Source organism: Desulfosarcina alkanivorans, from assembly GCF_009688945.1.
GTDB lineage: Bacteria > Desulfobacterota > Desulfobacteria > Desulfobacterales > Desulfosarcinaceae > Desulfosarcina > Desulfosarcina alkanivorans.
Window position 1 is genome coordinate 679,779 of sequence record NZ_AP021874.1, and the last position, 13,601, is coordinate 693,379.

The 13,601-nt window shown below is 58.5% G+C and carries 13 protein-coding genes; 6 read left to right on the top strand and 7 right to left on the bottom strand.

Annotated features, from left to right (window positions below; all coding sequences use genetic code 11):
• Positions 1–48: 48 nt before the first annotated feature.
• The 5 genes from DSCA_RS03095 to DSCA_RS03115 form a co-directional block, all read right to left on the bottom strand.
• A complete protein-coding gene (locus DSCA_RS03095) occupies positions 49–1,560 on the bottom strand; it encodes a hydrogenase large subunit (RefSeq protein ID WP_155315033.1) in 1,512 nt (503 codons plus the stop codon).
• Positions 1,560–2,981: a proton-conducting transporter transmembrane domain-containing protein gene (locus DSCA_RS03100; RefSeq protein ID WP_155315034.1), complete on the bottom strand. Its 1,422-nt coding sequence runs from the start codon at positions 2,979–2,981 to the stop codon at positions 1,560–1,562. Before DSCA_RS03100 ends, DSCA_RS03095 begins: the two co-directional genes overlap by 1 nt.
• Positions 2,982–2,992: 11 nt before the next feature.
• Complete coding sequence (locus DSCA_RS03105; RefSeq protein ID WP_155315035.1) at positions 2,993–3,634, bottom strand: NADH-quinone oxidoreductase subunit K; 642 nt, start codon at positions 3,632–3,634, stop codon at positions 2,993–2,995.
• Positions 3,631–4,551: a respiratory chain complex I subunit 1 family protein gene (locus DSCA_RS03110; protein WP_155315036.1), complete on the bottom strand. Its 921-nt coding sequence runs from the start codon at positions 4,549–4,551 to the stop codon at positions 3,631–3,633. The genes DSCA_RS03105 and DSCA_RS03110 overlap by 4 nt, the downstream gene beginning before the upstream one ends.
• A 130-nt stretch (positions 4,552–4,681) precedes the next feature.
• Entirely contained in the window at positions 4,682–6,640 is a 1,959-nt protein-coding gene (locus tag DSCA_RS03115; protein ID WP_155315037.1) for a proton-conducting transporter transmembrane domain-containing protein, read from the bottom strand.
• Positions 6,641–6,938: 298 nt separating this feature from the next.
• Between DSCA_RS03115 and DSCA_RS03120 the strand changes: the two genes are divergently transcribed.
• The 6 genes from DSCA_RS03120 (at position 6,939) to DSCA_RS03145 (ending at position 11,292) form a co-directional block, all read left to right on the top strand.
• Positions 6,939–7,640, top strand: a complete 702-nt coding sequence (locus DSCA_RS03120) for a YkgJ family cysteine cluster protein (protein WP_155315038.1) — start codon at positions 6,939–6,941, stop codon at positions 7,638–7,640.
• 86 nt (positions 7,641–7,726) lie between these two features.
• Positions 7,727–8,158: a hypothetical protein gene (locus DSCA_RS03125; RefSeq protein WP_155315039.1), complete on the top strand. Its 432-nt coding sequence runs from the start codon at positions 7,727–7,729 to the stop codon at positions 8,156–8,158.
• Positions 8,155–8,586, top strand: a complete 432-nt coding sequence (locus tag DSCA_RS03130) for a DUF3783 domain-containing protein (RefSeq protein WP_155315040.1) — start codon at positions 8,155–8,157, stop codon at positions 8,584–8,586. The genes DSCA_RS03125 and DSCA_RS03130 overlap by 4 nt, the downstream gene beginning before the upstream one ends.
• Before the next feature lie 202 nt (positions 8,587–8,788).
• Complete coding sequence (locus DSCA_RS03135) at positions 8,789–10,321, top strand: aldo/keto reductase (RefSeq protein ID WP_155315041.1); 1,533 nt, start codon at positions 8,789–8,791, stop codon at positions 10,319–10,321.
• A 141-nt stretch (positions 10,322–10,462) separates the two neighbouring features.
• On the top strand, positions 10,463–10,951 hold the full coding sequence (gene ilvN / locus DSCA_RS03140; protein WP_155315042.1) for an acetolactate synthase small subunit: 489 nt from the start codon (positions 10,463–10,465) through the stop codon (positions 10,949–10,951).
• Positions 10,952–11,025: 74 nt separating this feature from the next.
• Complete coding sequence (locus DSCA_RS03145) at positions 11,026–11,292, top strand: PilZ domain-containing protein (RefSeq protein ID WP_155315043.1); 267 nt, start codon at positions 11,026–11,028, stop codon at positions 11,290–11,292.
• On the opposite strand, the gene DSCA_RS03150 is transcribed toward DSCA_RS03145, so the two are convergent.
• Together DSCA_RS03150 and DSCA_RS03155 are read right to left on the bottom strand one after the other, a co-directional pair.
• Positions 11,289–11,906 (bottom strand): hypothetical protein, encoded by a 618-nt coding sequence (locus DSCA_RS03150; protein ID WP_155315044.1) that lies wholly within the window; start codon positions 11,904–11,906, stop codon positions 11,289–11,291. The two genes, DSCA_RS03145 and DSCA_RS03150, sit on opposite strands and share 4 nt — an antisense overlap.
• A 429-nt stretch (positions 11,907–12,335) precedes the next feature.
• Positions 12,336–13,535, bottom strand: a complete 1,200-nt coding sequence (locus DSCA_RS03155; RefSeq protein WP_155315045.1) for a hybrid sensor histidine kinase/response regulator — start codon at positions 13,533–13,535, stop codon at positions 12,336–12,338.
• Positions 13,536–13,601 lie beyond the last annotated feature (66 nt).

Below are 13,601 nucleotides of genomic sequence, written 5' to 3' on the forward strand. Positions count from 1 at the left end.
GGATTTGCTCTGCCGTTAGCGATGTTATCGAAATACAGCCGTTTTGATTTAAAGATCGAACCCGCAATAGGACAGGTTGTAACTTTTGTTGTTCAGGGGGAAATCGGAAATGCCCGTGTTTCTCAGGGACATGGAAAGGCCATTCCAGTTGTGGAATGAGGGATCCTTGATTTTGTACCGGCAGATCCCGCCGGCGTCATCGGTGAGCACGCAGTGGGACAGTTCTCCACGCCAGGCTTCGTTGATGGTGACCACCAGTGAACCGGGTGCCAGCGTGGAAACGCCGGGCACGTCGATGACTTCGGTTTCCACCGGGTCGGACAGCAGGGACTCGATGATTGCCATGGACTGCATCACCTCGTCCGCCCTGACCCTGGCCCGGGCATAGACATCTCCTGAGGATTCCGCATTCTCGGGGATATCGAGCCGGTCGTAATGCTCGGTGGGAAAGCACCGCCGCCCATCGTAGGGGTTGCCGCAGGCACGCCCCGCCGGGCCCACCAGCCCCAGTTTGTCAGCATCGGACCGGCTCACGGTGCCGCAGCCTTCAAAACGGGAGCGGACGCTGGAGGTGGAGAAGAGCAGGTCGATGGTGTGCTCGACCTGGGGCTTGAGTTCACTGATGCGGTCGGTCAGGTCGCGGCGGTTGGTGTCGTCCATGGGGAAGCGGACGCCGCCCGGTCGAACCAGGCCTTTGCCGAACCGGTTGCCGCACAGCAGCAGGGACATGTTGAGAAAATCGCCGCGCATGCGGCCGCAGTAATTGGCCGGCGGCAGAAAGGCCACGTCACCGCTCAGGGCGCCCAGGTCGCCCACATGGTTGGCGATGCGCTCCAGTTCCAACCCGATGGTACGGATGAGTTTAGCACCGTCATCGGTGCGGATGCCGGAAAGGGCCTCCATGGCCTGGGCATGGCAGAGGCTGTGGCCGACCGAGGTGTCCCCGGCAATATTTTCGGCGATGAACGGCAGCCGCCCGGCATCGGCCGACAGCAGCAGATCTTCAACACCCCGGTGCTGGTAGCCCAGCTGGATCTCCAGGTTCAGCACCCGTTCGCCGATACAGTTGAAGCGAAAATGGCCCGGCTCGATCACCCCGGCATGCACCGGCCCCACGGCCACCTCGTGGATCTCATCCCCCGCCACCGAATAGTAGTCATATCTTCCGGGGATATCTTCCGCATAGTCGTTGCCGAACACATCGCCGACGCCGCGGCAATTGGCGTGGTAACGAACCATTTTCAACCACGGATGGCCTTCGGGCCGGATCCCGTACTGCTCGGCAATTTCACGTTCGAACATGTGAAAGGGGGCACACCGGGCCGTCAACGACGGGTAGACCTCCGGGGCGTCACAGGTGGCGGCCATCAGCGCGTCGGTGCGCAGTACGGCAAGGAGCCGGAGGCTGTCTCCGGTCTGGAAGCCGAAAAACTGGACCACCTTGCCGCCGCCCGCGACGATGTTTACCGCCTGGGTGGAAAAGTCGTCAAAGGAGAGGTGGGGGATGCGTTCGATGGAGACGGCTTCCCCGTTGGATATGGTTTTGAAAGTCATGGTCATTAAAATCCTCCACCGATGGCATTCACCGCATGGATTATTGTCTGGTACAAGGTGTCCGGCATCCAGAAACAGAGCACCAGGGAGGTCAGCAGCAGTGCATATTGAGGCCAGACCAGGCTGGCTTCTTCTCTGATCCGGATGGTGGCGTCAGAGGTGTCGAAGGAAATTTTCATGATGTTGTTGGCAAAACCGGCAAAGATCACGCACAGGCTGAGGATGAAAAAAGCGGCTCCCACGTGGTTGCCGGTTCGAAAGGCCCCGATGATGATCAGCAGTTCCCCGATAAAGATCCCGAAGGGGGGGAATCCTGAAATACCGGCGAACCCGCCGAAAAAGGCCACGAAGGTTTTGGGCATGCGGCCCGCAAGGTTGCCGGTCCGGGCGATGAAACGGCTGCCGAATCCCAGAAGGATGTTGCCGGAGGTGAGAAAAAGGCTGGACTTGATCAGGCTGTGGTGGATCAGGCAGATCATGGCGCCATAGGCCCCCAGTCCGCCGATGCCGGTACCGAAGGCGATGATGCCCATGTTCTCGATGCTGGAATAGGCCAGCATCCGCTTGTATTCGGTCTGCTTGAGAATAAAGGTGGCTGCCGCCATGATCGATACCAGGCCGAAAACGATCAGGATGGGGCCTGAGAAATCGGCCAGGCCGGCGGCATGCATGACCTTGTTGGTTTTGAAAATACCCAGGTAGGCGCAGTTGAGCAATACGCCGGACAGCAGCGCCGAGGCCGGGCTGGGGGCCTCGCTGTGGGCGTCGGGCAGCCAGGTGTGCATGGGTGCCAGCCCCATTTTGGTGCCGTATCCGACCAGGATGAATACAAAACCGGCCTTGAGCCACACGGGGTCCATTTTCCGGGCCACCCCGGTCATGGCGGAGAACGAGATGGGTGCGTCCACCCGGCCCACATCCATGGCCACGGTGACCAGCACCGACCCCAGAAGCGCCATGGCGATGCCCACCGAGCAGATGAGCACATATTTCCAGGTGGCTTCCAGGGAGGCCGCCGACCGGTGCGTGTAGATCAACGGTGCACTGGCCAGGGTGGTGGCCTCGATGGCGATCCACATGACCATGATATGGTCGGAAAGGGTCACCATGGTCATGGTGGATAAAAACAGCAGCATCGACCCGGTGAAAATGTTCTCCGCCCGGATGTCGGAGGCCTTGAGATACGCGATGGTGTATATGGATATCAGGAAAAAGAGCAGGGAGATCACCAGCAGGGACAGCAGGCCTTCCGGCGTAACCGCAAAATAGTCGGGATACAGGGGGGGCAGCCGCCCGGCCCAGACGATGATGGACAGGATCAGGTGAACGCTGCCGGTGAGCACCAGCAGGCGCCTTCCGATTTTAGCCGGCAGAAAAAACGCGGCGGAGCCGGTAATAAACGGTATCAGAAAAACGATTTCAAGCATGAAGAGATCACCTATTCCTTTAAGGTTCGCAAGCGTGCCGTGTCCACGTCGTCAAAGGTCTGTTTGATATTCTGCAGGATGACGGCCATGATCATGACACCGGCCAGCACATCCAGCAGGATGCCGAACTCGACAATGTGGCGGGCCCGCATGGAAAAGCTGGTGCCCACCAGGTAGATGCCGTTTTCCATCATGATGTAGCCCAGAACCATGGCAATGGCGTTGCGGCGGGCCATGAGGAGAAACATGCCGGCCCCCAGAAGGGAGATGGCTGTGGGCAGGAGAAGGGCGCTGAGGCCGCTGTAGGGGACAATGATGCGATGGCTGGCAAAGGTGGCCCCGACGACCAGCAGCAGGCCGGCCAGGATGGAGGCATGGTAGCCGACGATGGGTTCCACCTCGCGTCCGATGGCGACGCGCTTGATGGCCAGGTAGATGCATCCGGGAATGACGATGCCGCGGATGGTCAGCGTCACGATGGTGAAGACAATGCCGCCCGTGGACATCTGGTGGCCGATGAAAAGGGGCACGATGCACACCACCACGCCCTGAAATGCCATGACTTTGATCAGGCCCGGAAGGCGGCTGGACCCGAATGAAAAGAGGATCGACAGCAGTGCCAGGGACAAAATGGTATCGACCGGATGAATCATTTTAAAAACTCCAGGGTGATAACGGTTGCAAAAAAGGCCAGGGCAAAGGAGGTGAGTACAAACTTGGGCACCAGGTCCATGCGGTAGCGGGCCATGATCGATTCAACGATCCCCACCGCGACGTATACCCCCAGCACCCCTGCTGAAAATACGGCCAGATTGGCTGCCGGGTGGCCCAGTTCAAAAGGGAAGGTCAGCCGGGCGACGATGGCGGCGTAGAAGAACATTTTGAGAAAGGCGCCCATTTCGATGAAACCGAAATCCGGACCGCTGTGATCGAGTACCATGACTTCGTGGATCATGGTCAGTTCCAGATGCGTGGCCGGGTCGTCCACCGGCACGCGGGCATTTTCGGTGAGCAGGATGATGAACAAAGCGATGATGATAAACAGCATGGGGGAGCCGGCCGCCTGCCAGAAACCGAAGGGCTGGTCGCCCGAAAAGTAGGCGGCCAGGTTCAGTTCGCCGGTGAGGCGGTAAAACAGGATCAGGATCATGAACATGCTGGCCTCGCAGATAATCGGGAAATAGGCCTCCCGGGCCGCCCCCATGCCTTCGAACGGGGAGGCGGTGTCCATGGCTGCGGCGATGGTGAAAAAACGGGCCAGGCCCAGCAGGTAGAGGATGAAGATCACGTCCCCGTGGAAGGACAGCACCGGGGGGTGGCCGGCGATGGGCAGGAAAAGCAGCGCCGTGGCGGCAGCGGCTAAGGAGATCATCGGGCCCAGCTTGAAAATAAAGGTCGTGCTGGTGCTGTATACCGAGCCCTTCCGGAACAGTTTGGCGAGCGTGTAGTAGTTGATCAGCACCGGGGAGCCCTTGCGGCCGCCGAAGAACGCTTTCACCTTGAAAATGACACCGGCAAAAAACGGTGCGGTCAGCAGGGCAAAGGCCCAGAGAAGAATGGATTTAGTCATAGGTTCTTTCCATAGCAATTATGAAACATCATTGTACCTGCTCGCGGAAATTGGAAACTGGAAATTTGGTCTTCATACTCTGGCGACTTTTCTGCAAATTTCTAATTTTCCATTTCAAGTTTCCACATCCTCAAACGAAAAACAGAAGGATAACGATGGCCAGCAGGATGTAGCCGATATACAGGTGAATATCGCCATGCTGAATCCAGCGCAATTTATCGAACAGCCAAAGCACCGGCTTCACGACCATGCGGTCCAGGTGACGTTCGACAATGTCATGGACGCGGCTGTGATAGTGGGTCGCCTCCGGAAACAGGCCGCTCACCGGCGGGTGGTTTTCTTCCAGCGGGGCTGCCGGTTTGAAAAATTCCAGTATGGATGCGGCATAGGACGTCCCGGTGTACTGCATGCGCGTGGTGGGCCGGGTAAACCCGCAGCCCCAGGTACCGCTTCGTCCGATGGCCTTTCCCTGATACAGGAATCGGCGAAGTGCCAGCAGAAGCAGCAACACGGCAAGGAAGAGCGTCGCCCCCAGGGTGATGTTGGCCGACATGCGGGCAAAGGGCTCAATGGGAATGCGTCCGTACTCAAGGCCGATTGCCGCCACGGCCTTCAGGGCCATGAACATGAAGGCGCCGGGGTAAATGCCGATGACCGCACAGGCGCCGGCCAGGATGGCCATGGGCAGCAGCATGGCCAGGCCTTTTTCATCAACTTCCTGCGCTGCAGGGCTTCTGGGTTCGCCCTGAAACACAACGCCCACGACTTTGGTAAAGCAGGCCAGGGCCAACCCGCCGATAACGGCCAGGCTGACAATGGCCAGCAGGCTGAGCACGAATACGGGCGCGTCGACGGCGATGCCCCTGAAGCCTCCCAGGTAGATGAAAAACTCACTGACGAACCCGTTGAATGGCGGCAGGCCGGCAATGGCCAGGGACCCGATCAGAAAGGTCACCCCGGTTACTTTCATGTGTTTGAGCAGGCCGCCCAGCGCGTCGATGGAACGCGTGCCGGTTTTGTGCAGCACCATGCCGGCGCCCATGAAGAGCAGAGATTTGAATATGGCATGGTTGAGTACATGCAGCAGGCCGCCGGAAAATCCCAATACCGCCATGATGGGATTCTTGGTCGCCACACCGATCATGCCGATACCGATGCCGATGAGAATAATGCCGATGTTTTCGACGCTGTGGTAGGCCAGGAGGCGCTTGAGATCATGCTGGCCCAGGGCGTAAACCACCCCCAGGATGCCCGAGACCATGCCGAAAACCAGAACCATGGTTCCCAGGGCCGGTGTCTGCAGGTTCAGGATCCCGTACATTCTCAGGATCCCGTAAATGCCGGTTTTAATCATCACGCCGGACATGACGGCGGAGATGTGAGAGGGGGCCGCCGGGTGGGCGTGGGGCAGCCATACATGAAAGGGGAAGACGCCGGCTTTGGAGCCGAATCCGATAAATGCCAGAACGAAAGCCAGCAGCCCGGCGTCATGGGAGAGACCGGCCGCATCGAACCCGAAGCTGCCGGTGTGGCCATACAGGACCCCGAAGGCGGCAAATATGAACATGGCCCCCACGTGGGAAAAGACAAAATAGAGATAGCCGGCTTTCCTGTTCTCCGGCGTCTGATGATCGAAGATCACCAGGAAGAACGAGGACAGGGACATGATTTCCCAGGCCAGCAGGAAGGTGATCATGTTGGCGGCGGCCACCACCAGGGCCATGGAGGCGACCAGAAGACTGAAAAAAAAGTAGTTGGCGGCGGTGCCCAGGGCCTTTTCCGGCTGGCTCATGTAGTGGAAGCTGTATACGGCCGCCAGCAGGCAGACGGCAAAGATGGCCAGCAGGAAGAATGCGCTCAGGCCGTCAATCCGGAACGAAAGGAAGAGCGTATTGAGATAGGCAAAAGAAGCGACGGCGGCAGTTCCGTCATGCGTCAGCCGGGACAGAGCGTCGAGCATGCCCAGACAGCAGCCGATGCTGATGCCCAGGACGCCGATGGTTTTCATCAGGGTGAATTGCCGGAACGATAAAAGAGGGAGTGCGCCGCCTGCAGCAATGATCAGAATTGACAGAAAAAATAGGTTCATATGTTCTCTTTGAGTCCTCCTGACCTTGCTGCCGGGCGGTATCATGGTGCTCACGGCACCCGATAAACGGGAATCAAGGCCTTTTTTCGCAGGGTATGGAGTGGGTACGGCTAGGGTGACGATCTCAGGATAATTTTGAGAACTTATTTCAAAACCATAGGCCGAGTCAATATCGGAATTAAAGAAATTTGTATGCCGGCGGTCTGGATGTCCCTGCACGGCGGGTTTGTCCGTATTTGCCATTTGTGATAGCGTTGATGTGCTTATTGCGTTTCCTTTTCATCAAGGGGGAGACAACATGCCGGAAAAAGAAAGCCTCTTTCTCACCCTGGACGACGCCCTGGATGCCCTTTGCAATGCGCTTTTGCAATACCCCTTTCAGTTGAATCTGATTTCAGCGTTATGGCCCATGATATTTGGCGACGGGACCTATGTCATGCCGGGCGCCGGCAGTCGATCGGTCTGGGCCAAAATTCCCGGATCGCGCAAACTGATCCTATGCCGTGACGATGAAATGACCCAGCGCATCGTGGGCCGGTTGAAGCGACTGCCACCGGAACCGGAACGGCTGGCCCGCCTCTGTGCACTGGTGTTCGGGGCCAGGGTCTGCGCCGACGTCGGAACGGACCCGGATCGACCCCCGGGGCTCCGGGTGGTCACCGATATGGCGGGCTTTGTCTGCCTTCAATGCGGTCACTGCTGCCGGACGTTGAGCTTCCATGACGGGTGCACCCGTTCCGACTATTACCGATGGCTGGAACTCGGGAGAACGGATATCCTCGACTGGGTGGGTACCGTGCGACGCCACGGACACGTCGCCGCCTGCCGGATCTGGATCGTCCCGGGAACCAACCGGTATGCCCGGAAGTGTCCCTGGCTGAAAAAATTGCCCGTGCGGGATCAGTATGCCTGCACCATTCATGAGGTCAGACCCGCGATCTGCAGGCAGTATCCCGGCAGCCGCAAGCATGCGCGCATGACCGGGTGCAGGGGGGTCTGAACCGGTCGGCGATACCCCGTTGCATGACCTTGAAAAATGTCGTATGAAAACGGCGCGACCCCTAACGGATATGGAGACCGCTGACAATGACCCCAGGCGCCTTTTCGACCGCACATGTTGACCCGTCCTTTAAAACCTGCAGCAATTGCGGAAAACACTGGGGACGTTTAAAGGATTTTATTCAGGATCCGGGTATCGAACTGACCGGATACATGCCGACGTTTGACGACTTGTCGACGGGACTGTTTTTGTTCAACCATCGTTGCGGAACCACGCTGGCATGCCAGGTCGCCCTGTTTGAGCATCTTTATGACGGGCCGGTCTATCGGACCCGAAAAAAAGGCACGACCGAGTGCCCGGGTTTTTGCCAGAACCAGACCGATTTCACTCCCTGTCCGACCGAATGCAACTGTGCATTTGTCAGGGACATTCTTCTCATGCTTAAACACTGGCCCAAATTCGAGCCGCCTGAAACCCCGACGGCCGGTGCTTCCCCCGACAGTGGAGATAATCAATGACAGACGGCACCTTTGAACGCGTCCAGCACTCCGACGACCGGATGTACGGTCCCACCAAATTGCTGCTTTGCGGCTTTTCCGGCGCCGCCCAGCCCAAATTCAAGGCCGTTCTTAAAATGGCCGGCCTCGGGGATACAGAGATCCTCTGGGCCAACGAATCTCACGAGAAGACACCCCTCACCGACCTGCTGGCCCTGCCGGATGGGAACGGGGCCGGCAAGGCATCGGAGCTTCCCCGTGCCATCATCGTTTCGGGCATTACGCAAAACCAGCTTCACGGCCTGATGAACCTGTGCCGTAAAACCGGCATGCAGCAATCCTTGTGGGCGGCCTTGACGCCGACTTCAGAAACGTGGGCCCTGGCCCGATTGCTGACTGAATTGCAGGCCGAGCGAAAAGCCCTGTCCGGGCGAAGGAAAAAAAAGTAACCCGGTAACTGGCCCCCAATTAGAAATTCCCATGACTCCGCGCGGGCGGCGCACCATCGATGCGGCATACGGGTTCGCGACGTTCTCCGGCCATCATGCCCGCACGCGGCAGCCCAATCTCCGCCATCCGTTTGGTTTGACTTGTGGCCCGGGGCACCGCTGCTTATTTTTACACTTTGAACCGTAACGAAAGGATCCCGTGATGATCTCAGGTCATGCGACACCTGAAGGCACGCAAATACGTGCCGGACAGTTTGCCGGTCTGGCATTCAACCCGCTGGGGGAAACGGGGCTGCGGGTCAGCGCTGCCGGATTCGGCTGCTATCGGGTCAATGCCGGGGTGACTGCCCATGCCGAAGCGCTCGAAAAAGCCCTGACCAGCGGCATCAACATTATCGATACCAGTGCCAATTACGCCGACGGCGGCTCGGAGCGGTTGATCGGCTCGGTACTCGCCGACCTGATCGACGCGGGACGGATCGCCCGCCAACAGGTGGTGGTGGTATCCAAGGGTGGCTATCTCCAGGGGCAAAACTATGTCATGAGCCAGCAGCGCAAACAGGACGGGAATCCGTTCGAGGACCTCGTGGAATACGCAGACGGCCTGGAGCACTGCATTCACCCGGATTTTCTCGACGACCAGATTGGCCGGACCCTGGACCGGCTGGGCCTTGGCACCCTTGACGGTTACCTGCTGCACAACCCGGAGTATTACCTGGGATGGGCACACAAGAACGGAATCGACCCTGATCGGGCAAGGCGGGAATACGGCCGGCGGATCGACCGGGCGTTCAGACACCTGGAGCGGGAAGTGCACCGGGGACGGATACGGTTTTACGGCATCAGTTCCAACACCTTTCCCGCACCTGGGGATGATCCGGAATTCACGGCGCTGGATCGTGTCTGGGAGACGGCTGCCGGCATCGGCGGGGGGCATCATTTTCGAATCGTTCAACTGCCCTTCAATCTGCTGGAAGCGGGGGCGGTCCTGGAGAAGAATCAGCAGGACCACCGGTCCGTTCTGGAAATGGCCATCGAAAAGCGGCTCGGGGTGATGGTCAACCGGCCCCTGAACGCATTTACAGGCAGGCGGATGGTGCGGCTGGCCAGCGTTGATGTGCGTGCCCGGATGGACTACAAAGAGATCATTCAATGCATCAAAGACCTGGCCCTGAGTGAAACCCGGCTGTGGCGGCGCATCCTCCCCGGCCTGGCCTCCGTGCCCCCCGGACTGCGAGCCCGGATCAAGCAGCAGGGCTGCTTTGCGGAAACGCTGAAACATAACTGGCGAAGTTTCGGCGCTTACGAGCGCTGGCGTGAAGCCAGGGACGGAATTTTCCTGCCCCGCATCCAGGGGGTCATGGATTTTTTGCTTCCCCTCGCCGACAACCAGCCTGACCTTGCCGACTGGATGACATCCCACGAAAAAATCCTCGACCGTGCGCTGCGTGCCGTGGCGTCCATCTATGCCGACGACGCGGTCGCCCTGGAGAAGAAAATTTTGAATATGATCGGGACGGCCGACGCTGCATGGGCCCGCCCCGGCACCTTGAGCCAGCGCGCCATCCGGGCGCTGCTATCGACTGCCGGCGTTTCCACCGTCCTGGTCGGGATGCGCAGGCCAGCCTATGTGGCTGACGTGCTGGCCGAACTCGGGAATCCGACCGGGCAGATCGATCGAAACGCCGCATGGGAGCACCTGAGGCAAGGCGCCGAGGGGCTGTTCACCACCTGATGCAGCGCACCCGCCGGATCGGGCCGACGGGCATTATTGGTGGCGCTGCTTACAATTTGCCCTGATTCTCGCTTTTTGATACAACACCGGCACTTCCGTCAGGCGCTGACATTCTTTCAACCCGTGCGCTGGAGATTTTTCATGGATACCGAAAAACACACGATTACCATGCTGGTGGAGAATGAACCCGGAGTAACGGCCCGTGTGTCCGGCCTGTTTGCCAGCCGCGGGTATAACATTGAAACCATCTGCGGCGCACCGACCGCCAACCCGGACATGTCCCGAATTACGATCACCACCAATACGACGCCGGACCAGATGGAACAGATCATGAAGCAGGTGCGGCGGCTGGTCAATGTGATCAAGGTCAGGGATATGACCGGAGACGACGCCGTCAGACGTGAAATGGCGCTGATCTGCGTCAAGGCAATGGCCTCGCATCGATCTGAGATTCAACGTATCGTGGAAAATTTCAGGGCGCGCATCGTCGATACGGGGTTGAACCACTATATCATCGAGGTCACGGGCAGATTGGAGAAGATCGAGGCCTTGATGAGGCTGCTGGAGCCCATGGGGATTAAAAAAGTGGCCCGTTCCGGTATGCTGGCCCTCTACCGGGAACCCGGATGAACAGGGAAAGGACGCATATGCTGCCGGGTATTCCGGATTACCGTTGTATCGTTCGCGAAAGGAAGCGCCTGTAAATGGGGACCGGTGAGTTCAGAAGACGGTATGAACGCAAAAACTATAACACCGATGTCGTTTTTTCCCTGCAGGGAAAGGCCTATGCCGGCACACTCAAGGATATCAGCATGGGTGGTGCATTCGTGATGACGCTGTCGGTAAACCAGGTATACAAAGGTGATGTGATCGTCATCAGTATTCCCTATACCAGTGGCCAGAAAAATATCAAACGCCGGGCAAAGGTGCTGTGGACCAGCGGGGAAGGGTTTGCCATTGAGTTCTTCTAACTGGCGGCCATTCGTGAACGGTTTCGTTCCCTGGCGTTCGCGTTATGTTCAAGCGGCCCGGCGACCGGCAGGAGCGTTTCACGGATCTGGTTCAGCAGGCGCTTGTTTTTCTCGATGATATCCCGCGCGCTGTCCAGCGCACTGGTGACGGTCTGGTGTTTCACGTGGGGACGGTAAATGGTCAGAAACATCCCGTCGTATCCGATTTCATCGATGGCCGATGTCAATCCCTTGACACGCAGGGTCAGGTAGTCCCTCATCATTTCCGGCCGGACGTAGTGCAGCACGGAAAGCTGTTCCCACTGATGGTGGATCCTGACGGAAGCGTCCTGAATATACAGTGCGGCCTTCTGGATGGTGCCCAATTGCCGGTCATCCGGGTCGAATAAAAAGGCGCGTTCAAGGTATTTGATGTCCTTGTAGGCCTGATCCAATTCGTGCCAGGCAAGATAGAGCGTCTCGATGTCCGGGGTCAAGTCTGCCAGTATCCTGTGCCCATCGAGCGTTCCCGGTTCCGGAGGGGCGGCCGCCGGACCCGTTGTGCAGCCGGTAAATACGGCAGCCAGCAGGAGAACGCCAATCCAACCGTTTGTCCAATGGTGCCTGGGAATCATGATCCACCTTTCCAGTCTCCACGCCAACGAATACGCCAGGCGCTGGGTTATCCCCATAGCGCGGGGAGTGTGCTGCCGGATGACTCATCGGACGCCTGGGACGACATCATCCAGCCGAGCTTAAGGTAAATACGAAAATGGATAAGGCAATCGATGGGTCATCCGGTGCTTTGCCGGCACCGCCTGCGCCCGGGGACATCGCCGGGAAAGGTTTCCACGGACCCCGGCCTGTTTCTGACAGTCCGGCCGTCAGGATTTCGGCTCCGGCCGATTTCGGCAGGGGAGAGGCAGATGATCCTGCGATCGAAGGCGGGGCGTTCCCGGGTGGCATCCCGGCGGCCGGTTCATGTTGCCGTTACAGGAAAACCGACCATTGGGGGCGACCGACGGCCGTCGAAAAACGATGACGGCGCCGGTGTCCGGTTCGGCTCAGCGGTCATTGATCACCCGGCTGAGTTTGGCGCTGAATTCAACCATTTCATAGGGTTTGGCCACTACTTCACGAAAGCCATAGTGCCCGTAGTCGGCGATTACCGGGTTGTCGGTGTAGCCGCTGGAAACGATGGCTTTCACGGCCGGGTCGATCGCTATCAGGCGTTTGATGGCCGCTTCCCCGCCCATGCCGCCTTTGACCGTCAGATCAAGGATCACCGCATCGTAAGGCGTTGACCGTTCGCGGGCGGCCTGGTATTTCCTGACCGCTTCCTGGCCCGTTTCGGCAAAATCGGCTTCGTACCCCAGGTGGCGAAGCATATTGCCGGTCAGTTCACGAATCATGGCCTCATCGTCCATCACCAGGATTCGGCCCTGACCCGAAACCGGTTGTTCCTTTTTTTCCGGCATTCGATTGACGCTGTCCGGCTGGACAGTTTTGGCGGCAGCCGATGAAGCGGGAAGCAGGATGTGAAAGGTGGTGCCGCTGCCGACCCGCGAGCAGACCGTGATGTCGCCGCCATGCCTGGCAATGATGGAGTGGGAGACGGAAAGCCCAAGGCCGGCTCTTTTATCGGGGCCTTCTCCCCTGGTGGAAAAATAGGGGTCGAAGATTTTATCGATGTGCCCGGCGGGAATGCCTGTTCCCTGATCCCTGATGGCGATATCGATGTATCTGCCGTGGGAGAGGGTGCTGTTGGGACTGTCGAGGATCATGTTTTCGAAGCTGATGAAAATAGTGCCCGACGACGGCATGGATTCTGCAGCATTGACGATCAGGTTGTGGATGGCCTGGCTGATCTGTCCGCGATCGATCAGTGCGGACCAAATGCCGTTGGACGGTCCCAATTCGCAGCGGATGGGGGTTCCGCTGAGAGAAAAGGCGGCCGTATTCCTGACCACCTCGACCATGTCCGTGGGCTGTTTGGCCGGTTGACCGCCCTTTGAAAACGTGATCAACCGCCGGGTCAGGGTTTTGGCCGCCCGTGACGCCGTCAGCGCCTGCTCCAGCAGACCGGTCAATTCCGAATCGGCCGCGACCTGCTCCAGGGCCAGGGAAATGTTGCCCATGATGGCGGTCAGCAGGTTGTTGTAGTCATGAGCGACGCCACCGGAGAAGGCTGCGATGGATTCCAGGTGGCGAATTTGCATTTTCAGGTTCTGTTGGTCCGTTGGACGGTTGTCAGGGGCATTCATTGGGGAGTCCAGTTCAGGCAAAAGGTTGTTATCGTTTGGCGGAAACCGCCATCCAGTATCTGTTCA